We start from the raw sequence: 21854 nt of genomic DNA on the forward strand, positions 1-21854 counted from the left end.
CCGCAGCACCCCCATCCCCGTCGTCTCCCCGGTCAGCTCCGCCTGCTTCCACGACAACCCCACGAACGAGATCGCCCCCAGGTTGTACACCTCGTCCGGCTGCGAGATCTCCACCGCCCCGATCAACGACGGAAGATCCGTCAGATCCCCCTCCAACAACACCACCCCCGGCACCAGCCGCTCCACCGTCGCCACCTTCGGGTTCGACTGCCCCCGCACCAACCCGAACACCTCATAACCCTTCGCGGTCAGCAACTCRCCCAGATACAACCCGTCCTGACCGGTAATCCCGGTAATCAGCGCGCGAGGCACGTCGAATCCTTTCGTCGAAAAAATCTTCRGCCGGGTTCCCAGCTATTCAGGAACCCAGCCGGGCCGGGCTTCGCGGTACCTCGGCACCGAGCGCGTCAGCGGCCGCGAGGGTCGCCCGGCTCGAGGCGAGCAGCTCCGCGGTGACACCGGTGTCGCTGCCGCGGCACATCCGCAGGAAGGCCGCCGCGGCGGCGTGATGCCCCTTGTCCTGCGGCCCCTTCCAGGTGGAACGTCCATCGATCACCAGTTCGCGGTAGTCGTCGATGCGGACGTGCCGGCTGCCCGCCAGCGCCTCGAGGTGCTCCTTACGCACTCCGCGGGGACGGGCGGAACTGTAGGAGATGGCAGACAGGGAACCGTCGGCATGCCGGAGCGTGACCGCCACATCGGGAGCAAGCAACAGCTCGGCCTCCCGCCCGGCGAGCGCCGTCACCGTGTCCACCTCGCTGCCGGCGAGCGCGGCACAGGTGTCGACGAAATGGCAGACCTCACCGAGCAGCCGGCCACCCTGGACCCGGTCGTTGTACCAGTGGTCGGCCGGCACCGGCCCGGCGGCGATCCGATAGCTCAACGTGAGAGGACCATCCCGGTCGGCCAGCGCCGCGCGAGCTGCGGTGACCGCCGGGGAAAAACGCCGGTTGTATCCGACGACAAGCACCCCGCCGCCGGTCGCCGCCGCCTTCTCCACCCGGTTGAGCTCGTCGAGGCTCAGCGCGAGCGGCTTCTCGCACCATACGTGCCGACCGCGTTCCAGGGCCCGGGCGGCGAGGTCGGCATGCGTCGCATGCGGCGTCGCGATGACGACCACGTCGACGTCGTCGTCGTCCAGCACGGCGTCGGCGCCGGCCACCGCCCCGGCGAACCCGTGCCGGTCCGCGAAGGCCCTGGCCGACCGGCCACCGGCGGAGGCCACCGTGACCAACTGGTCAAACCCGGCCGCCCGGAAGGCGGGCAGCAGAACCGATCCGGAGAACGTCCCGGCCCCGATCCAGCCGACCCGGCTGCCCCGACGTCCCGCTGGGGCGGATCGCTGGCGGGGCACCCGCGGCCGCGGGCTGACCGACCGGTCCCGGGTCGGGCCCGCGCTGTGCGCCAGTGCAGCCCCGGCCACCGCGGACCCGACCCGTTCGGACCCGACCCGTTCGGACCCGACCCGTTCGGACCCGACCCGTTCGGAGGCAGCCGACGCCGGGTAGTCGAAACGGATCCCCAGGTACGGCTCGCTGCGGGTGGCGACGATCTCGTAGGCCCGCGGCGCCGCGTCGATCGGAAAGGCGTGGGTGACAAGATCATCAACTCGCAGCCGGTCGGCCGCGAGCAGGTCGAGCACGGCCTCCTGGTTGCGTCCCTCGGTCCAGCGGACCTGCCCGGCCGGGTAGTCAACCCCCCACTCCTCGTAGCCACGCTCGTACCGGCCCGGTCCGTAGGAGCGGGCGAAGCGCAGCGTCAGCTCCTTGTCGTAGAACGGCGCGCGAAGCAGGCCCAGTCCGACGTCACCCACCACGACCAACTGCGCCCGGTCCCGGGCCAGCGCGGTGGCCCGCATGACCGGTTCCGCCGAGCGACCAGCGGCGCAGATGAGGACCGCGTCGGCACCACGGCCCCGGCTCCATGCGCGGACCGCGGCGGTGGTGGCCTCGCCGGACTCCCGCAGCGCACGGACACCGCTCGCCTCGGCGGTGACCAGCGGCAGATCGGCAAGGTCGATGCCGGCGACGTCACATCCGCTGGCGAGCCCGAGCCGGGCTGCGAGCTGACCGACCAGCCCCAGCCCGACGACCACCACCTTCGCCCCGGGGCCCACCTCCGCCAGGCGCAGCCCGTGCAGGGCGATAGAGCCGATCGTGGCGAACGCCGCCGCCCCCGGGTCGACCCCGCCCGGCACCCGGGCGCAGAGCAACCCGGGAACGGCCTGGAACTCGGCGTGGTTGGCGCGCCCGGCCCCACCCGTGGCGACGAGGTCACCGGGGCGGATGCGGTCAACCGCGGAGCCCACCTCGACGACGCGACCACATCCGCTGTAGCCGAGGGGAACGTCGGCGCCGAGCCGGTCCCGGACCGAACGCGCGGCCGGGATGAGACCGTCGGTCCTCGCCTTCTCCGCGACCTTGCGGACAAGGTCCGGGCGGGCCCGCGCCTTGGTCAGCAGCCCGGAGCGGGCGAGCGTGGTAACGGCACGTTCCGTGCCGGCGGACACGATCGTCGCAACGGTCKCCACCAGCACCTCGGTCGGACCGATGACCGGCACGGGAACGTCGACGACGCGCACCGCCCCGCCGGACGCCGCCTGTACCACCTGCTTCACCACGCCACCTGCTTCACCACGCCACCTGCTTCACCACGCCACCAGGGCGCCGCCGCGCCGGCCGACGGTCGGCGCCGGCAGGTGGACCCGCACCCACGCGCGGACCCGTACCGGCGTGTCGGCCCGAGTCTTCGGTACGACCGGGGGAAGTGAGGGCGTCGGGGGCGCCCACGCTCGCATCATGCTGCGCAGTGTAGTTGATGCATTACATTCAGCGATGAACATCGGCCTCGCCCATTCGAAGTGTCAGACCCGGAGGAACGGCATGCTCGAAGCGTCGGCCGCCGCGTGCATCGTCACCCTCGCGGCGACCCCGATCGTCATCGTCGGCATGCGTCGGATGGCGGCGATCGACGAGGTCACCGCGCGGTCCTCGCACCAGGTCCCGACCCCGCGTGGCGGCGGTATCGCAGTCGTCCTCGGGCTGTTCGCGGGCATCGGCCTGGCGGTGTGCATCCCTGGGCCCGGCGACGCCCGCGACCTGCTGTCGTTGACCATCGGCATCGCCCCGTTCGGCCTGATCGGACTCGTCGAGGACCTCAGCGGCATCGCTCCGCCGCGCCGGCTGGCCCTGCACGTCACCGCGGCCGTCGTCGCGGTGACGGCGGTGCGCGGGGCGGTGCTCGACGACCCGGTTCCGAGCGGCACAACCGTCCTGCTCGTCACGATCATCGCACCGGTCTGGATCACCGCGTTCGTCAACGTCTTCAACTTCATGGACGGCATCAACGGCATCTCGGTGACGACGGCGGTCCTGGCCGGGGCGGCGTTCACGGTGCTCGGAGCCGTCCAACACGTGGACGCGATCACGACCGGCGGTGCTCTCACGGCGGCCGCAGCGCTCGGTTTCGGCCCGTTCAACTTTCCTCGGGCCCGCATCTTCCTCGGGGACGTGGGCAGCTATTCGCTGGGAGCCGCGATCGCGCTCCTGGCGGTGCGGGCGGTCCTGGCGGGAATACCGGTGGAGACCGCCTTGGCACCGACGGCGCTGTACCTGGCCGACACCGCCTGGACTCTGCTACGCCGGGTGCGGGCGAAGGAACAGTGGTACCTGCCCCACCGCACCCATGCCTACCAGCGACTCACCACCGCCGGGTGGTCACACACCCGGGTGACCGGGCTGGTTGGCGTCCTGACGGCGGTCCTCGTCGCCTTGGGATTCGCCGCGGACGGACCACTGCCCGTTCGCCTGCTCGCCGACACGGCGGCCGGGCTGGTGCTCCTCGGGTACCTGAACGCTCCACAGCGCGTCGCGGCGGGACGGGACTCCGCCCGCCACTCGCGCGCCGTTCCCGCCCGCCCGCACCCGTCCCCCATGCCGGCCGCGTCCCCCATGCCGGCCGCGTCCCCCACACCGGCCGCGTCCGGAGTCGCGGCGATCCCGTCGCAACGCCGGCCGACGAACCCGGACAGGACAGACCGGACCGACGGGACCCGGCCACTGGGGGATGCCGGTCGAAGCCACTGATCGGCTCGTACCCCGCGACCGCCAGGCGGCCGACAACGACGACGGATGGCAATGAGATCGATACGAAGCGCGACACACGCGATGCGACATCGCCTACGTTTAGTCACTCACAGAATACAATACATTACTCATGGTGAAGTATGTAAAGGGCGACTGGAGGTCGAGGTCGGTGRTCCCCTCTCCTGTCCGGTCGCGCGTCCTGCTGGTGACRCACTACTTCCCCCCGGAGACCGGAGCTCCCCAGTCCCGGTTGTCGGAGACGGCACGCGCGTGGGCRGCGAACGGGCTCGACGTCACCGTACTCACCGGCATGCCGAACCACCCGACGGGCAAGATCCCTGCCGCCTATCGCGGCGCCTGGCTGCGGACCGAGCGGGTCGACGGGTACCGCGTCGTACGCACCTGGCTCTATGCCACTCCCAACGAGGGGATCGCCCGCAAGACCCTCGGTCATCTGTCGTTCATGGTCACCAGCGTCCTGCTCGGCGGCCGGCCCGCCGGCCCGGCCGACGTGGTGGTGGTGTCCTCGCCGACCTTCTTTCCCCTCGGCTCGGCCTGGCTGCTCGCCAGGCTGCGCGGCGCCCGGCTGGTTGTGGAGGTCCGCGACCTGTGGCCGGCCATCTTCGAGCACCTCGGCGTCCTCACCGACCGGCGGGTCCTCGGCGTTCTCGAACGCCTCGAACTCGCCGCCTACCGGGCCGCCGACGCCGTTGTCACGGTGACGGAGGGGTTCCGGGAGGACATCGTGCGACGAGGCATCGCGCCGCGCAAGGTGCACGTGATTCCCAACGGCGTGGACCTCCGCCGGTTCCACCCGACGACCGCGGCCTCGGCCGACATCCGGGCCTGGCTGGGCGCCACCGACGGCGACACCCTCGTGCTCTACCTCGGCGCCCACGGCATCTCGCACGGACTGACCTCGATCGCCGACGCGGCCGCCCGGGTGACCGGCCGGCCGATCCGGTTCGCCTTCGTCGGTGAGGGGGCCGAGAAACGCAGGCTCGTCGGGCACGTCGAGAGCCTGGGACTGGCCAACACGGTGCTGCGCGACGGGGTTGCCCGCGAGGAGGTACCCGCCGTCGTCGCGACCGCCGACATCTGCGTTGTCCCACTGCGGGACGTGCCGATGTTCGACACGTTCATCCCGTCGAAGATGTTCGAGTTCCTCGCCGCGGGCCGCCCGGTGATCGGGGCGGTCCGCGGCGAGGCGGCCCGGATCCTCCTTGCCGCCGGGCAGATGGTCGTGCCCCCCGAGGACTCGGCCGCGCTGGCGGAGGCGATCCTGGTCCTGGCGGCGGACCCGGACCGCCGGGCGCGGATGGCCCGCGGCGGGCGGGCGCACGTCGAGGCCCACTACGATCGCGACGATCTGGCCCGCCGGTACCAGACGCTGCTGTTCGACAACGCACCGTTCCCGGCGCCGCCTCCACCGACGACCCTTTCCCCACCGGTGCAGGTACCTGCACCGGTACCTGCACCGGACGTGGTCGCATGAGGTTCCTCATCACCGGTGGCACCGGTTTCCTCGGAAGCCGGGTGGTCGACCGGGCGCTCGCGGACGGACACCGGGTCGTCGGGCTGGCGCGCAGCGACGCGGCGGCGACGAAGCTGCGCCGACACGGCGCGGGGACTGTGCGCGGTGACCTCGACGATCCGGCGACGTTGCTCCCGGCGTTCCGCGAGGCGAACTGCGAGGCGCTGATCAACATCGCCTCACTCGGGTTCGGCCATGCGGAGACGATCGTGACCGCCGCCCGTGCGGCCGGCATTCGCCGGGCCGTCTTCCTTTCCACCACCGGGATCTTCACCACGCTCGATCCACCCTCGAAGCGGATCCGGGTAGCGGCCGAGGGGACCATCGCGGCGAGCGGGCTGGACTGGACGATCATCCGACCGACGATGATCTACGGGGGTCCCGACGACCGGAACATGGCCCGGCTGCTGGCGCTGCTCCGGCGCGTTCCGGTGCTGCCGGTCCCCGGCGGGGGGCATCATCTGCAGYAGCCGGTGCACGTCGAGGACCTGGCCCRCACCGTGCTGCGCGCAACGACGACCGCGGCGGCGATCGGACGCGCCTATGACGTCGCCGGGCCGGAGGCATTGACGTTCCGGCAGGTCGTGATCACGGCCGGCGCCGCCGTCGGCCGGCGGGTGATCTGCGTGCCCGTGCCGGTCCGCCCCGTCATCGCCGTGACCCGCGCCTACGAGCGGCGGGTGTCCTCGCCAAGGTTGAAGGCCGAACAGATCGCCCGGCTCATCGAGGACAAGGCGTTCGCGATCGACGCGGCCCGCCGCGACCTGGACCATCGTCCGCGGCCGTTCGCGGCCGGTATCGCGGCGCAGGCCACCTCATCACCCTATCGGGTGACCCCAAGCCGCTCTCCCGACCGAACGGAGACCCGGATGTTCCGGATCGACCAGGCCACCCAGCTGCTCCAGGACCTCCAACGGATCGCCAGGGTGGCTGGTCCCCCGACGGCGCTGCGCTTCGGTGCCGCCGTGGCCCGGCATGCTCCGACCATCCGCCGGGCGGGCAACCTGGATGCCGCCGACCGAGCGATGGCCGCCGGCGGCCACACCTACCGGCCGCTGCCCGGGGTGACGGTCATGTTGCCCGGCACCGCGTTCGGCGGCGCGCGCGAGATGTACTGCCGCGGGGTCTACCACGCCCTCCCCGGGTACGCGCCGGCGGCCGGCKAGGTCGTCGTCGACCTCGGCGCAAACCAGGGCCTGTTCTCGGTGCTCGCGGCGCGAGCGGGCGCCGATGTGATTGCCRTCGAGGCGCAGCGCGGGTTCGCCCCCGCCTTCATCAACCATGCCGCCGGCAACGGTGTGTCGAACCACATCCAGCTGCTCCACGCCCTGGTCGGTCCGACCGCCGGCGTGTTCGCCGATCCGCGGGCCCGCCGGAACGCGACACACTGGGACGGGGACGTCGACGTCCTCACCATGGCAGAGGTGTTCGAGGCTGGCGGGGTCGACCAGGTCGACCTCGTCAAGCTGGACATCGAAGGCTCCGAGTTCGCCCTGTTCGACGAGCCTGGATGGCTGGACGYGGTTGGTCGGATCGTGATGGAGGTGCACACCGGGTTCGGCGATCCCCGTACGCTCGACGACCTGCTGGTCCGGCACGGCTTCGAGGTCACTCTGCTCGGTAACGACCTGGTGCCGACTGCCCATCTGGGCGACGCGGCGTCGGGCTACCTCTACGCCCGCCGGACCCGATCGACGACCCGGGCCATCCGCGGGTCCGCGCAGCCCGACGGTCGCCCGGTGTCKGTACCCGGCAGCCGCCCGTCATCCGAGCCCGGTTTCGTCGACGACCCCGCACCGCGGGGTGTCTCGGCGTGAGGCCGATGTCCAGCACCCACCCGATCCTGGTCGACTGTGCCGGTGCCCGGATGGGCGGGGCATTGCGGTTCCTGACCGAACTGGACGGTTACCTGAGTTTTCGGCCGGGCCTGCAGGTCCATCTGGTCGGCCGAGATCGCCGGATCGGACCGGGCTGGCTCGCCCGCCGGGAGCGGCCTGGGCGGTACGCGCGCGCGATCGCCCTCAACAACGTCGGCTTCCTCGCGACCCGCGGCGAACGGTGGGTCCTGCTGCGCAACGTGCTGCACTTCCTGCCGGCGGAGGAGGCCCGGCGGCTACCCGGCGGCCTGCCCGACGGCGTGGCACGGACAGCACGTCTCGTGCGGCTGTTCGCCCGTCGTGCGGACGTGGTCGTCGTACCGACGACCACGATGGCGGACCGGGTTCTCACCATACTTCCTAGCCTGTCCGCCAGGCTGGTGGTCCGGCCCCATCCGCTGTCCCCCGATCCGACCCCTCCCCAGGCCCGTACGCCGGGCCGGTTTCTGTGTCCCGTGTTGTTCGCGCCGTTCAAACCGATGGGGCACTTGCTCCGCATGGTCGATGCCGCCGCGACCCGGCTTCAGGAGGAGATCGGAGCCCACCTCGCGATCACGGTCACCGCGACCGATCGCGAGGCCCACGAACACGGCCTGTCCCACTGTCGGACGCTGCGGTTCGTGGGCCGGCTGACGCCGGCCGAGCTGCGGGCCCACCAACGCGATGCCGGCGCGTTGCTGCAGCCGACGACGATGGAGTCCTTCGGCTACCCGCTCGCCGAGGCACGGCTCGCCGGGATACCCGTCATCGCCCGCGACACCTCACACAACCGCGAGGTGGCCGGCCCGGTTCTGGTGCCGTACTCCCGGGAGTCGGCGGATGATCTCGCCGTGGCGCTGCGCACGGCGCTCACGTTCACACCACGGCCCGAGACGGGAAACCCCTTCGATCCGACGCGTTACTTCGACTGGTTGCTCGACGCAGGAGAGAGCTCACCGTGACGACGCAGACCCACCGAATCCCGCCGCGCCAGGGCCCGTCGTTCCCCGCGGCACCACCGGCCGCACCAGAACCGGCAACGCCAGCACCGGCCGCGCCAGAACCAGCCGCGCCAGAACCAGCAACGACGCGAACCCCGCGCCGAGCGAACTGGCCGACCCCCTATGACACCGCCGCCCCCGCCGGATCGACACAGCCACAGCCGGCGCCGGGATCGGTTCCCGTCACCGCGATCATCCTCGCCCACAACGAGGCACCAAACATCGTCCGGGCGATCAGGTCCGCCGGTTGGTGTCGACAGGTCGTCGTCGTGGACTCGGGTTCCACCGACGGCACCGCGGATCTGGCCCGCGCCATCGGTGCGACCGTCTGGCACGAGCCCTGGCGTGGGTTCGCCGGCCAGCGGCAGTGGGCGATGACCAACCCGGGGATCGCCCACGACTGGGTGTACTTCCTCGACAGCGACGAATGGGTGTCGACCGCGCTCGCCGCCGAGATCGCCGCCCGGCTGGGGACGGCGGACTGCGCGGCCTACAGCCAACGACGCCGGCTGGTGTTCGAAGGCCGCTGGATCGCGCATTGCGGGTGGTACGCGAACAGCTGGCAGGCGCGGCTGCTCGATCGGCGGGTGGCGTACTTCGACGCCGCCGTCACCTACAGCGAACGGGCCGTGGTCACTGGTGAGGTCGGACGGCTGTCCGCCGACCTGATCGACGAGGACCACAAGGGACTCGCCGCCTGGCTACGCAAGCACGTGCGCTACGCCGAACTGGAGGCGGCGCGCCGCGTGACGCAGCCCGCTGTCCGGGAGCGGTTGGYGCGGGTCCGCGAGGAGGTGCGCCGGCCCACCGGGTCGACCCGACCGCTCACCCGGACCATCGCGAGGGACGTGATCTTCCCGCTGGTTCCGGCCAAGCCGGCGCTCCTCYTCTGCTACATGTACCTGCTACGGAGCGGATGGCGGGATGGGCGGCAGGGGCTGCTGTTCTGTCTCTACTACGCCTGGTATGAGCTCACGATCGGCGCACTGACTCGGTCCGTTCACCGGTGACCGCGTCGGTTCCGCTCGGTCGCTACCTGCGCACCACCGCGGGACTGCGACCGGTCCAGCTCGGTGCCCGTGTCCGGCTGYGCGGGCAACGGGCCGTCCTGAGTCGCCACCCGGGCCTGGGCGAGATGCTGCTGCGCGGCAGGCCGCCAGCGGAATCCTGGCCGATCGGGTTCCTGCCGTTCGACGGCAGATGCCCGCCGGCTCGGCCGATGTTCGACGAGATCGTCGCGGGCCGCCTAACCCTGCTCGGTCACTCCCGCGATCTGTGTCCCCGGGACTCCAACACTCCCGCTACTGGAACCCCCGTACCCCCCACCCCCACGACCGGCGCCGCCGCGGGGGCCGGCGCCGCCGCGGCCCCCGCCCGATGGGACTGGAGGCAGGCCGACGCTCCGCTGCTGTGGCGCTACCATCTGCACTACTGGGACTGGGCATGGGCATTCACCACCGAGGCTGTCCAGGGGCCCGCGATGTTCGCCCGGCTGTATCTGGCCTGGCGGACCTCGGTGGCCCTGGGCGATCCGGTTGCCTGGTCGCCCTACGTCGTGTCACTCCGGGCCTGGACGCTGTGTGCCTTGTGGCCCCGGCTCGCGCGGGGAACGCCCGCCGAGATGGCGGTCCTCGCCGACCTCGGCGTCTGCCGGTCCTTCCTGCGCACTCATCTGGAGACCGACGTCGGCGGGAACCACCTGCTGAAGAACTACAAGGCGCTGATCGGGCTGGCGGTCGCCGATGACGACGCCCGCGGCCGCCGACGATGGGTCGACGCGCTGCTGCGCGAGCTCGATCGGCAGGTCCTCAGCGACGGTGGACACTACGAGCGCTCCCCCACCTATCACTGTCAGGTGCTGGCCGACCTCGACGACGTCGCCGGGCTGCTCACCGCGGCGGGCCACGTGGTGTCCGGCGCCCTGCTCGACGCGGCCGGCAGGATGCGGGCCTGGCTGACGGCCGTACTCGGACCGGACGGCGTGGTTCCCACGCTCAACGACGGGTTCGCGGTGCCCGCCGAGGCTCTGCGGCTGCTTCTCCCGGCTCCGGTAAGACCGACGCCGATCGCAGTCCAGGGTCCGGGTCCCGTTCCGATCCCGGCACCGCGCCTGGCCGAGATGCCCACCTCGACGTCRCAGTCGACCGTGGGGACCGTGCCCCGTCCGCGGACGCCCGCATCTGACCGGGCCGACGCCCTTCTGCTGGTCGACAGCGGTCTCGCCGTGCTGACGGCTGGACCGTGGCATCTGCTCGCCGACGTGGGCCTGCCCTGTCCCGAGGACCTTCCGGCCCACGCCCACGCCGACACCCTCGCGTTTCTGCTCTGGCACGACGGCCGGCCGCTCCTGGTGGATACCGGGACCTCGACCTACGCCCCCGGACCGGATCGGGACGCCGAACGCGGTACCGCCGCCCACTCGACCGTCATCGTCGATCACGCCGACTCGACCGAGGTCTGGGGCGCGTTCCGGGCGGGCCGCCGGGCCCGTCCCACTCTTGTCACGATGTGCCACCACGAAAACGTGGCGACGTTGGCCGCCGGCCATGACGGCTACCGCCACCTTCCCGGGCGACCCGTGCACTGGCGGACGTGGCGACTCGACCCGAGTGGGTTGTCCGTCGACGATCGGATCACCGGGGAGGGCCGCCACCACGTCGAGGTGCTGTTCCACTTCGCCCCCGGGGTGTCCGTCACCGCCGCGGCGGCCGATACCAGGCGAACCAGTACCACCTCGATCGGGACCACCTCGATCGGGACCAGCCGGAACGCGGCCACCCGGAGCGGGGCCACGGATGCGCTCACGGTGACCACCTCCCAGGGGCGGYTGGTCCTGCGGGCCGGCGGACCGGGGCGGTGGGTGGTGCGCTCCACCCGCCGGGCGGTCGGATGGAGCCGTACGGTGCCGGCGTACACCGCCGCGTACGTGATCGATGCCGAGCTGCCTGTCGCGGTACGCACCACGGTCGTCCACGAAGTCCGCTCCGGCGGCCCGCGCTCCGGCAACCTGCGCTCCRGCGACACGGAATCGTCGCCCGCCCGCCTCTGACGCACACCCGGACCTGACCCGCCCCGGTCGCACCGAATCACCACGAAACCGAACAAACTTCCCGACGGGAGAACACCGTGCCGACCCTGTCCGTCCTACGCCCTCTCGCGGAACGGCTCACCCACCATCTGGTGGTGGCCCGCCGCCTGCCGCCTCCCTTCCAGGCGACGCGCATCTACGTCTCTTCCGAGGCGGGTCTGAAGTATCTGCGCCCCAGTCTCGCCGCCGTCGATCCGGTCCTGACCGACCTGGTCGGCGAGGTCGTGCGCCCCGGCCACGTGGTCTGGGACATCGGCGCGAACGTGGGACTGTTCGCCTTCGCCGCCGCGTCCGCCGCGACGTCGTCCGGCACAGTCGTCGCGGTCGAGCCCGACACCTGGCTGGTCGGGATGTTGCGCCGGTCGCAGACACGGTCACCACGCCACGGCGGATCATCGGCCACCGATGGCCGCRCCACGGTGAAGATCCTGCCCGCCGCGGTCGGTGCGGCCCCGGGGATCAGCACGTTCCACATCGCGAGTCGCAACCGCGCGACCAGCCATCTGGACGGATTCGGCAGCAGCCAGACCGGCGGCACCCGCGCGGCACAGSTCGTGCCGACCTTCACCCTGGACGGCCTGCTCACCCATTTCCCGGCACCGGACGTCGTGAAAATCGACGTGGAGGGGGCCGAGCACGCGGTCCTCAGCGGTGGGCGCCGGCTTCTGGGCGACATCCGCCCGACCGTGATCTGCGAGGTCACCGGACGCAACGCCGAGGCCGTCGGCGACCTGCTGCGCGGGCACGGGTACCGCATCGTCGACGCGGAGGTTCCGCCGCCGGCCCGGCGGCCCCTGACGGCGGCACCCTGGTCCACGTTGGCCGTGCCAGACGTCCCGCCCTCCACTCCGCGACCCGCGTCCGGGCAGGTTCCCGAGCCCCTGGTGCGCGCATGAGGACCACGGCGGTCATCGTCCACTGGGGGCCGACCGGGCCGACGATGGATCTGGCCGCGCAGCTGGCGGCGATGCCTCAGATCAGCGAGGTCGTCGTGGTGGCGAACGACCTGCGAGGACGACCCGACGGCCTCGGGGAGGAGACGGCCTGGCTCGTCCCCCCCGRCAACCTCGGTTTCGGCGGCGGCTTCCGGCACGCGTGTGACGCCTATCCGGCCACCGACTGCTATCTCCTGCTCAACAATGACGTCCAGCTCGTGCCGGCCACCGTCGACGCCTGTCTGGAACTACTGTCCCGCCCGGGCGTGGGCATCGTCGGACCCACTCTGGTCAACGCCGACGGTCTGCATCCGGGCTTCGCCGGGCTCACCCGCGTCTTCACCGTGCCGCGCGCCCGCCGGACCCCCACGGACCACGCCGATGACGTGCCGTGGGTCACCGGCGCGATCACCTTTGTCAAGGCCGAGTGTCATCGGCAGGTGCCGATGGCCGTTCGGTACTTCCTGTACTACGAGGACGTGGATCTCTGCCAGCGCGCTCGGGCGGCCGGGTGGCGTGTCCTCGTCAGTCCGGCCCAGGCCTGGCACACCGGTGGGGGGACGGTACCCGGCAACGGCTACACCTACTACACGGTGCGCAACCGGCTGTGGTTCGCCCGCATCCACGGCCGCCCGCGGCAGGTGGCGCTGGTGACCGCCTGGCTGCTCCTGGCGGTGCTGCCCCGGGTCGCCGTGTCCGAGCTGGTGCGCCGGCGCGGAATCGTCCGCGTCCACTGCGGCCTGCGCGGCGTCGTGGACGGTCTCGCCCGCATCCCCGACATCGACCAGACCCTGCCCGGGGAACCCCGGGCGTCCCGGTGGAGTACGTGGACACGCGAGGCCCRCTCCGTCCCGCGTCCTCGCCCGGCCCAGGACCGGCCGATCGGTCCGTCGGACCCCGCGGGGGGAGTCGACCGGCGGGAGAAGGCTGCCGGCACGGGGGAGCTCACCCGTCCCGGCTGAGCGTGACCACCACTCCGTGGCGGTCGACCACCTGGAAGCCCAGTCCACGCGCGGCGTCGAGCAGGTCCGCCGCGGTGACGGGCCGTCCCTCGAAGGTCGTGTCGTGCATCTCGAACACCGCTCGACGGCACCGGTCCAGCGCGCCCGGATCCCCCAGCAGAAACGACGCCTCCGCACCCTCGATGTCGCTGACGAGGTCGAACTCAGCGATCCTCTTGCGTACCAGCAGGTCCCGAAGCGTGGCCGCCGGAATGGTGACGGTCCGCCGTGACGCGTCGTCCCACAACCGGGAACCGAGGTTGTTCCCGACGAGGGCGAACGCCACCGGACCCACGGCCTGCGTGATCGCCCTGTTCTCCACGTCCAGGGTGATGTGCCCGGCGTACGCGGCCAGGCGTCGCGTGAGGCCCTCGATGAGGTGGGGATTGGCCTCCACACACACCAGCCGCGAGCCGGGTGCCAGCCGCGAGGCGATATGCGCGCTGGTGATGCCCAGACTCGCACCAAGTTCCACGACGGTGCCCGAGGTCGTGAGATGACGGCGGATCATCCGGATCTCGGCCCCTTCGTACAGCCGCCAGAACAGCGCCGCCCGCGCCTGCGGGGTGAAGTCGCGGTCAGCCACGTCGAAACGCAGCCCGTGGTTGGGGACCCGGTTGCGGGTGGCCGCCGCGATGACCGTTCCCACCGCCGGGGACGTCAGGGCACCGGCGATCGAGATCTTGGTTCGGTAAAGAACATCACTGGCGTCCATAAGCAAGATTTTTTCCCTTCGTTGCGGGCCGGGCGCCACCGTAGGCGAAGCGTGCCGTCAGGAACAGCACGGCCAGCTGGATGGGCAACGCCGCGAGGAGGTCCCCCACGCTGCTCTCGGAGTTGACCAGTTGGAGGAAGAGCGGAACGAAGATCACGATGTAGCGTAGATCCTTCATCGGGTCCCACGCCTCGTCGATCAGTCGGAAACCGGCGCCCAGTAGTGCCATGCCGACCAGCAGGGGAAGCAAGCCCCCGTGCAGATAGAGGTCGGCCTGGGGGGAGACAGCGGCCGCGGAGTAGATCCGGGCGTTCCCCGAGAGGTACTGCTGTTTGAACTCGTAGCCGGTGGCCCTGATCGGTTTGTCGGGCCAGACCGCCCGGGGCACGGCGGTCAGGACGGGAGCCAGGAACAGCTCGTTGATGTCCCGGTAGGGAACGATGTCGGGAGACAGCTGGACGACGATGGCCAGACTGTCGATGCCTCGCATCCGCGAGGTCAGGTACTCCAACGGTGACTCCCCGGGGCCTTCCCCCGCGGGGGCGYCCCCGGACAGCGTCCGGCCCAGCACGGTCGGCGCCATGGACACCGCCGACCGAGCGTCCATGGTGTGGCTCTGGCCGCGTACCTGGGCCCGGTAGGAGGCGTTGTAGGGAATCAGCACGAGGACGAAGATGGCGGCGGCCGCGACGATCCACCGCATCGGAAGCCGGCCGCGGGCGACGGAGAACGCGATCAGCACTCCCCACACGCTGGTCGCGAACACCCCCTTCATCCCRCTGGCGACAGCGAAGAGGATCTCGACGGACAGCAGGGCGACGAAGGTCCGCCGACGCCCCCCGCCCCCGTCTTCCCTGCCCCGGGCCAGATCGACGGCGGCGATGAGCAGGGCGGACATCCCGAGGCCGCCGAGCAGGGTGAGCGGCTGGGCGTAGGCACTCGCCTCGGAGACCTTCTGGGACGCGTCGCCCAGGTAGGCATACTGGCCCAGGAGAATCTGCAGGACCCGGGCCGCCACCGAGATCCCGCACAGGATCCACAGCACGCTCCGGTCGCGCAGCCGGGTACCGGTCCCGGGCGCCGCCGCGGTGGCAAACCGGGTGGCCGCGCGCGTCACCAGCCGGCCMGGGCCGAGCAGGTATCCGCAGGTCCACAGCGGCAGGGCGAGGCTCGCCAGGGCGAGTGCCCGCAGCACGCCGTCGAGATGGATCTGCGGAGTGTCCAGCTGGGGGGTGTGCCAGACCAGTGACACCAGCCCGAACGACATCCCGGTCCACAGCAGGTACCAGGGGCCGAGACGGAACAACCCCAGCCCGTAACCACGCCCCGCTCGCGCACCGACCAGGAGCAGCGCGGCGAGGCATTCGAACGTGAACGCCACCGAGCGCAGGACCACCCGGTCGGGCTCGGACGGCAGCCGGAGCGCCTCGACGAACCACGGCACCACGCCGACCATCACGATCATCAGCCACAGCAGCGGCGGACGGCGGACGGCGTGGGCAACCCTCCCACCCGGCACGGCCGGGGCGATCACCACGGCGCACCCGAGGGGATCGGCGAGGCGTCGCCGGCAGGCGTACCTGAGTGGCGCCGCGGACATCCCGCGAGCGGGCAGGCGGCCCGGGACGTCCGCCAGCAGAGAGTTCGCCAACAGAGAAGATCAGGCATGCCCGAACCTCACGCCGTCCGGTCGCGGGGCAGCGGCGTACGCCGCAGGGTGACGGCGACCTGTTCGAAACGCTCCCAGCCGTCGTGGAGCGCGAGCACGTTCGGCGAGAAGACGCCCTGCCCGGTCAGCCCGCGCCGGCTCAGATTGAGGATCCGGTAGCCGGCGGCGGCCAGCAGCGAGACCAGCTCACCGGGATTCTCCCCGGCAGCCCGCCGATCCCCTTCGCCGCGGTGGCTGTTCTCGCCGGAACGGTCTCCGCCGCGGCGGGCGGGGCGGGGCGGCATCGCCAGCAGGAGGGCCGGCCGATGCGCCCGTAGGAGCTCACCGGCGCCGCGCAGCACGTCGAGGCTCTCGGCCTCACCACCGATCCTGACCAGGGCGGGCGGTCGGTGCCGCGCGGCGTGGGCATCGAGGGTGATGGGCGTCGCGCCCGGGATGGGCGCGACGCCCACCGCGGCACTGGCACCCACCGCGGCACTGGCACCCACCGCGGCACTGGCACCCACCGCGGCACTGGCACCCACCGCGGCACTGGACAGGTGGACACTCGAGAGCCGGTTGCGCTCGACCAGTGCCGCGAGCGTCGCCCCGGTGCGCGGTGCTTCCTCGAAGGCATGCACCTCGCCGGCCGCTCCCACTACCCCGGCCGCCCACAGGGTGTAGATCCCGAGGCCAGCAGCGACGTCATAGCAACAGTCACCGGGGCGCAGAACCGCGTCGAACACCGGCGCGAGCGCTGGTGGCCGATAGCGGGGACCGCTGTAGGTGTTCGCAGGGTCCTGCATCCATCGGGTCGGCCAGCCACGACCGCGCAGGCTGGGAAGGCCMGCGGCCAGACGTCCCGCCAGCCGCCAGCGCAGCGGACCGGCACGATGCCCGGAGATCGCCGCGAGGTTTCCAGAGCCATCCTGGGTCACATACTTAAAGTAGTCGACGTCTTACAAAGAGCAATGGATTGAGGTCACGAATCCGTCGCGTCGTCCTCACCCACCTTGACCGCCAGCCCCGGTTCACCRGTCCGCACGGTGAACCCGTCGCGGTCACCGCCCAGCACGTCCGAGCCTGCCGGCGGCTCCTGACGGGGCACCAGCCACGGGGACCGCGGCCGCTCGACACGTCCGTGGAACCAGGCCACGGTGCGGGCAAGCCCGTCCCGTACGTCCACCAGGGGTCGCCATCCAAGCGCCTCCCGCGCCAGCGTGATGTCGGGGCAGCGCACGGTGGGATCGTCCTGCGGTCGCGGAACGAAGGTGATCGGGACGTCAGCCCCGCATACCTCCACGACGAGCCGCGCCGCATCAATGATCGTCATCTCCTGGGGACTGCCGAGATTMACCGGACCGGGAAGGTMGCTGTCCAGYATGCGCACGACCCCCTCCACCAGATCGTCGACGTAGCACAGCGACCGGGTCTGGCGACCCTCGCCCGCAACGGTGACGGCTTGGYCACGCAGGGCCTGCGCAATGAAGGTCGGGATGGCACGCCCGTCGTCGGCGCGCATCCTCGGCCCATAGGTGTTGAAGATCCGGATGATCCCGGTGGACGTGCCGTGGGTGGCGCGGTGGGCGGTGGTMAACGCCTCGGCGAAGCGCTTGGCCTCGTCGTACATGCTCCTCGGACCGATCGGATTGACGTGGCCCCAGTACTCCTCCGGCTGGGGGTGGACCCGGGGGTCGCCATAGACCTCCGAGGTGGAGGCCAGAAGGAACCGGGCGTTCTTGCGATATGCCAGATCCAGCAGGTTCGCGGTACCCGACGCACCGACCGACAGAGTCTCCAGGGGCAGGGCCCGATAGTCCACCGGGGACGCGGGGGAGGCGAAGTTCAGCACGGCGTCGACCGGGCCAGTGACGTCGATCGGCTCGGTCACGTCCCGCCGCAGCAGGCGGAACCCGCCATGCCTCCGAAGATGGTCGATGTTGCCCGGCCGGCCGGTGAGGAAGTTGTCGACGCAGATCACCTCGGCACCCCGAGCCAGCAGGCGGTCACAGAGATGGCTTCCGAGGAAGCCGGCCCCGCCGGCGACGACGACCCGCCTGGTCACTCCAACCACCACCCGTGAGTAAGGAAAGCCGGGCCATGGGCGTCACGTACCGCCATCGGTCGACAACGACACTGCGCGCCCCTCGGACAGCCCCCCTTCTATCACTGACAGTGATAGAAGGAGGACGACCACGGCGGGGAACCCGCGTGTCTCCACCCGATGACGCCGCAACCRCCACCCACCGCCACTCAGGCCCCACCGCCACTCAGGCCCCACCGCCACTCGGCACCCGCGATCCGCGACCCACGACACGCATCTACAGACAGTTGCTCGATTAATACTTTGAGTGACAGAGTCGGATCGATTCGTACTGGCGCACGGCCCACCCGGTCCGATCAGCGGTCATTGCGAGGAGGAACAGCCGGCTCATGACCTCCGTCCCCAGGTCGACGACGGTGGCAGTCGTCGTATCGCACGCGATCCAGCATTTCGCGCCGCTGTACCGGGCGTTGACCGAACACGAGGTGGATCTTCGGGTGCTCTTCCTGTCCCGATCGGGCCTGGAACGCTACTTCGACGCGGATTTCGGCCTCGACGTGCAGTGGAAATCGGACGTCGTAACCGGTTATCACMACGAGTTCATCGCGGACCTGCCGCTGCGCCCTGGCTGGCGGCAGCCCGACGTCACCCGGCAGATGGTTACCCGGACCTGGGCGGCCCTGGACCGACTGCGCCCCGCATGCGTGCTCGTCTACGGATACCGGTACGCCCATTCCCTCGCGGCGCTCGCCTGGTGCCGGCGACGAGGCGTACCCGCCCTCATGATCAGTGACAGCGAGCTCCTCGGCCAGCGAACCCCAGCCGTCCGCGCCGTCAAACGGCTCACGCTGCCCCACCTGATGCGTTCAGTGAGCGCATTCCTCACGATCGGCGACAACAACGAGGCGTACCTGGCCCACTATGGAGTCMCCGCCACCCGCATGTTCCGCACGCCGTATCCCACCGATGAGACGGCGCTGCGGGCCGTACTGGCGCATCGGGACAAGCATCGAACGGCGATCCGCGCCGAGCTGGGCATCGCCCCGGACGCCCTTGTCGCCTTGTTCGCCGGAAAGATGATCTCTCGGAAGCGCCCCCTCGACATCGCGGACGCACTGCGCATCCTCACCCRCACGCCCCGGGGTCCGGTCGACCGGGAAATCATCGTGATCATGGCTGGGGACGGAGTGCTGCGCGCCACTCTCGATGCGGTGGCCGCCGAGCTCGGCGGCGCGTTGCGGATGGTCGGATTCGCCGACCAGGAACGGCTCCCCCGCCTGTACGCGGCCAGCGACCTCTACCTGCACCCCGCCGAGCGGGATCCGCATCCGCTGGCGGTCAAGGAGGCGGTGCTCTGCGGCCTGCCGGTGGTGGTCAGCGACCGGGTGGGCTCCACCGGCCCGACCGACGACGTCCGTCCCGGCCGCAACGGCCGGGTTCACCCGGTCGGCGATGTGGACGCGCTCGCACGGATCCTCGGGGAGCTGCGCGCGCGCCCCGACGTCCTGGCCAGGATGGCCCAGGAGTCGGAGAAGGTGATCGGCGACATCGAGCTCGCCGCGTCCGTGGACGGCTTCCTGCGCGCCGTTGCCCATGTGCGCGACACCGCTCGGCGCGGATGACCAGAGCCGTCAGCCGCCGGGCCGTCATGACCGGCCCGCTCGCGAGCCGGCTTCCCCGCTCCACCGTCGCCGTACTCGCCGGCAACGCGGGCACGCTGGTCGTCGGGACCGCGACCGGCGTCCTGGCCGCCCGCGCTCTGGGGCCGGTGGCCCGCGGCGAGTTCGTCGCGCTGCAGACCTGGGCGGGCATGCTCGCGATGGTGTTCGCCCTGGGTGTTTCCCAGACGCTGGTCACCGATGACGGTGAGGACCGCGCGCTGCTCGGCCCGCTGCTCACCCAGACCGTCGCGTCGGCGCTGCTCGCCGCGGTGCTGTTCACCGTGGTGCCGATGCTGATCACTGTGGGCCCGGGCCGTTCGGGCGGCACGGGAGCCGGGCGGGGAGCCGCCTGGGACGCCGTCGCCGTGCTGGGCGCGACCTGCTTCACCGCCGCGGCCGTGGCCGCCTCCAACGCCGCCGGGCTCGCGCAGCGCCGCGGTCGGATGACCGGCGAGTTCCAGCTCGTCCGGTTGCTACCGGCGGCGGCGACACTGGCCGCGTTCGCCGCGCTCGCCGGCAGGGGAGTCCGCGATCCAGGCTTGTGGATGCTGACCCTCGGCGTGACGGCCCTGCTACCCCCACTCGGGTACCACGTGGCGGTGCTCGGCGGCCTTCCCGCCCTCGCGCGGCCGGGACGCCTGCTGCCCCGGCGCCGTTTCATGCGGTCCGCCCTGGGGGCCTACGGCACCGTCGTCGGGGCCCAGCTCATCTACAAGCTGGACATGCTGCTCGTCGCCACCTTCCTGGCCGCCGAGCAGGTGGCCTTCTACGCCGTCGCCGTCGCTGTCGCCGGCGCCTGCACGACCGTCTGCCAGGCGACCGGCATGGTGATGTTCAGCCGGCTCCGCACCCTGGTCGATCCCCGGCAGCGGGCCCGGGTGGTGCGCCGCGCGGTCATCGCCACCGTCGCCCTCGCCGCCGCGGTGGCGGGCACGATCGCCCTCGTCACGCCGACGGCCATCCGCATCGTCTACGGCACGCGGTTCGCCCCCGCCGCCCCGGCCGCCCAGGTCCTCGTGCTGGCGACCATCCCGCAGTCCGTCGACTACCTGCTCACCCATGTGCTGCTCGGGTTCCGTGCCGCCCGCACGGTGCTTGCCATCCAGGTCCCGGTCGCGCTGTCGACCGTGCTCGGCCTCGCGGCGGCGCTGCACGACGGCCGCCTGCCGATCGTGGCCGCGGTGTCGGGGATCACCTACACCGCCTCGGCCGTGTCGCTGCACCTGGCCAGTACCCGCCTGCTCGCCCGCGCGGCAGGCGCCTCACCCGACAGYGTCCCCCTGGACGGCGCCTCACCCGACAGCGAACGGAGCCTGACGGCCCACGGTCCCATCCCCTTTCCGCGCTCACCCCTCTCATCAGGAGCCACGATGACCACGACGCCGACCGTCGCCCCGCACGACCCGACCGTCGCCCGTCACGATCTTTCCGATACCTCGGTGCGGTACCTCGATCTGCTTCGCGCGACGCTGACCTGCTCTCTCTGGGATGGTCGGGACGGCGGTGCGTGGGAGCCGCGCACCGGCGCGAAGAGGATGCTGGTACGAGCCTTCCGCAGCCAGGGAATGGAAATCGTCAAGAGGAGCGCACCGGGCGCCCGGACCGACGGCCGGGACTGGCCACGGCTGGCGCTCACGATGACCGGCGACCGCCGGATGCGCAACCTCCAGGAGTGCGCCGAACGAGTCATCGTCGACGGCGTCCCAGGCGACTTCATCGAGACCGGGGTATGGCGGGGCGGCGCGTGCATCCTCATGCGCGGGGTGCTCGCCGCCTACGGCGTCCCCGACCGCACGGTCTGGGTCGCCGACTCGTTCGCCGGCCTGCCCGCGCCCAATCCGGGGCGCTACGCCGCCGACACCGGCGACCGCCACCACGAGTACGCGGAGCTGTCGGTGTCCCTCGAGCAGGTGCGGGACAACTTCCGCCGCTACGGCCTGCTCGACGATCAGGTCCGTTTCCTGCGCGGCTGGTTCCGGGACACCCTGCCCACCGCGCCCATCGAGCGCCTCGCGGTCCTGCGCCTCGACGGCGACATGTACGAGAGCACCACCGACGCGCTGACGGCGCTCTACCCGAAGCTCTCCGACGGCGGCTTCTGCATCGTTGACGACTATGGAGCCGTTCCTGGCTGCCGGGCGGCAGTCGAGGACTACCGGGCCGCCCACGGGGTGACCGAGCCGATCATCGAAGTCGACTGGACCTGCGTCTACTGGCGCCGGAGCGAGCCCTCGCGGTCGCGCTGAGCTGGTCCGCGCCCCGCCGACCCCGGCGGAGAGAGGAGGA

At 71.4% G+C, this 21854-nt stretch carries 16 protein-coding genes; 10 read left to right on the forward strand and 6 right to left on the reverse strand.

Features of this window, described 5'->3' with window-relative positions; genetic code table 11:
- Both Manayef4_RS06775 and Manayef4_RS06780 read right to left on the reverse strand, forming a co-directional pair.
- The coding region (locus Manayef4_RS06775; RefSeq protein ID WP_139140025.1) for a GDP-mannose 4,6-dehydratase at positions 1-312 on the reverse strand (312 nt) is incomplete at its 3' end.
- Between the two features lie 46 nt (positions 313-358).
- The gene (locus Manayef4_RS06780; protein ID WP_070131051.1) at positions 359-2617 is read right to left on the reverse strand and encodes a bi-domain-containing oxidoreductase; all 2259 of its coding nucleotides are present in this window, start codon (positions 2615-2617) and stop codon (positions 359-361) included.
- A 265-nt stretch (positions 2618-2882) separates the two neighbouring features.
- Here Manayef4_RS06780 and Manayef4_RS06785 point away from each other — a divergent pair, with 265 nt between their 5' ends.
- The 8 genes from Manayef4_RS06785 (at position 2883) to Manayef4_RS06820 (ending at position 13461) form a co-directional block, all read left to right on the forward strand.
- The gene (locus Manayef4_RS06785; protein ID WP_254665497.1) at positions 2883-4085 is read left to right on the forward strand and encodes a glycosyl transferase; all 1203 of its coding nucleotides are present in this window, start codon (positions 2883-2885) and stop codon (positions 4083-4085) included.
- A gap of 169 nt (positions 4086-4254) precedes the next feature.
- Positions 4255-5580 (forward strand): glycosyltransferase family 4 protein, encoded by a 1326-nt coding sequence (locus Manayef4_RS06790; RefSeq protein WP_070131020.1) that lies wholly within the window; start codon positions 4255-4257, stop codon positions 5578-5580.
- The gene (locus Manayef4_RS06795) at positions 5577-7436 is read left to right on the forward strand and encodes an FkbM family methyltransferase (RefSeq protein ID WP_070131021.1); all 1860 of its coding nucleotides are present in this window, start codon (positions 5577-5579) and stop codon (positions 7434-7436) included. Before Manayef4_RS06790 ends, Manayef4_RS06795 begins: the two co-directional genes overlap by 4 nt.
- A gap of 5 nt (positions 7437-7441) precedes the next feature.
- Positions 7442-8437: a glycosyltransferase gene (locus Manayef4_RS06800; RefSeq protein WP_023840573.1), complete on the forward strand. Its 996-nt coding sequence runs from the start codon at positions 7442-7444 to the stop codon at positions 8435-8437.
- A complete protein-coding gene (locus tag Manayef4_RS06805) occupies positions 8434-9486 on the forward strand; it encodes a glycosyltransferase family 2 protein (RefSeq protein WP_070131022.1) in 1053 nt (350 codons plus the stop codon). Before Manayef4_RS06800 ends, Manayef4_RS06805 begins: the two co-directional genes overlap by 4 nt.
- Entirely contained in the window at positions 9483-11525 is a 2043-nt protein-coding gene (locus Manayef4_RS06810) for a heparinase II/III family protein (RefSeq protein WP_070131023.1), read from the forward strand. Before Manayef4_RS06805 ends, Manayef4_RS06810 begins: the two co-directional genes overlap by 4 nt.
- Before the next feature lie 77 nt (positions 11526-11602).
- Entirely contained in the window at positions 11603-12460 is an 858-nt protein-coding gene (locus Manayef4_RS06815) for an FkbM family methyltransferase (RefSeq protein ID WP_070131024.1), read from the forward strand.
- Complete coding sequence (locus tag Manayef4_RS06820) at positions 12457-13461, forward strand: glycosyltransferase family 2 protein (RefSeq protein WP_070131025.1); 1005 nt, start codon at positions 12457-12459, stop codon at positions 13459-13461. The genes Manayef4_RS06815 and Manayef4_RS06820 overlap by 4 nt, the downstream gene beginning before the upstream one ends.
- Here the strand turns inward: Manayef4_RS06820 and Manayef4_RS06825 are convergent.
- The 4 genes from Manayef4_RS06825 to Manayef4_RS06840 are packed head-to-tail and all read right to left on the reverse strand — an operon-like array spanning position 13445 to position 17928.
- Entirely contained in the window at positions 13445-14215 is a 771-nt protein-coding gene (locus Manayef4_RS06825) for an FkbM family methyltransferase (RefSeq protein ID WP_023840571.1), read from the reverse strand. The genes Manayef4_RS06820 and Manayef4_RS06825 overlap by 17 nt on opposite strands.
- Complete coding sequence (locus Manayef4_RS06830; protein WP_070131026.1) at positions 14202-15866, reverse strand: hypothetical protein; 1665 nt, start codon at positions 15864-15866, stop codon at positions 14202-14204. Before Manayef4_RS06830 ends, Manayef4_RS06825 begins: the two co-directional genes overlap by 14 nt.
- A 26-nt stretch (positions 15867-15892) precedes the next feature.
- Entirely contained in the window at positions 15893-16801 is a 909-nt protein-coding gene (locus Manayef4_RS23985; protein WP_051569445.1) for a hypothetical protein, read from the reverse strand.
- A gap of 44 nt (positions 16802-16845) precedes the next feature.
- The gene (locus Manayef4_RS06840) at positions 16846-17928 is read right to left on the reverse strand and encodes a UDP-glucuronic acid decarboxylase family protein (protein WP_070131052.1); all 1083 of its coding nucleotides are present in this window, start codon (positions 17926-17928) and stop codon (positions 16846-16848) included.
- Positions 17929-18296: 368 nt separating this feature from the next.
- Here Manayef4_RS06840 and Manayef4_RS06845 point away from each other — a divergent pair, with 368 nt between their 5' ends.
- Together Manayef4_RS06845 and Manayef4_RS26585 are read left to right on the forward strand one after the other, a co-directional pair.
- Entirely contained in the window at positions 18297-19529 is a 1233-nt protein-coding gene (locus Manayef4_RS06845; RefSeq protein ID WP_070131027.1) for a glycosyltransferase family 4 protein, read from the forward strand.
- Positions 19526-21814 carry a TylF/MycF/NovP-related O-methyltransferase gene (locus tag Manayef4_RS26585; protein ID WP_308726842.1) on the forward strand — a complete coding sequence of 763 codons (2289 nt, stop codon included), beginning with the start codon at positions 19526-19528 and terminating at the stop codon, positions 21812-21814. The genes Manayef4_RS06845 and Manayef4_RS26585 overlap by 4 nt, the downstream gene beginning before the upstream one ends.
- Positions 21815-21854 lie beyond the last annotated feature (40 nt).

The organism is Frankia sp. CgMI4 (genome assembly GCF_001756285.1).
Classification (GTDB): domain Bacteria; phylum Actinomycetota; class Actinomycetes; order Frankiales; family Frankiaceae; genus Frankia; species Frankia casuarinae.

Coding starts and splice junctions, on each gene's coding strand:
- Manayef4_RS06785 (WP_254665497.1), top strand. CDS start 2,883: ATGCTCGAAGCGTCGGCCGCCGCGTGCATCGTCACCCTCGCGGCGACC.
- Manayef4_RS06800 (WP_023840573.1), top strand. CDS start 7,442: ATGTCCAGCACCCACCCGATCCTGGTCGACTGTGCCGGTGCCCGGATG.
- Manayef4_RS06825 (WP_023840571.1), bottom strand. CDS start 14,215: ATGGACGCCAGTGATGTTCTTTACCGAACCAAGATCTCGATCGCCGGT.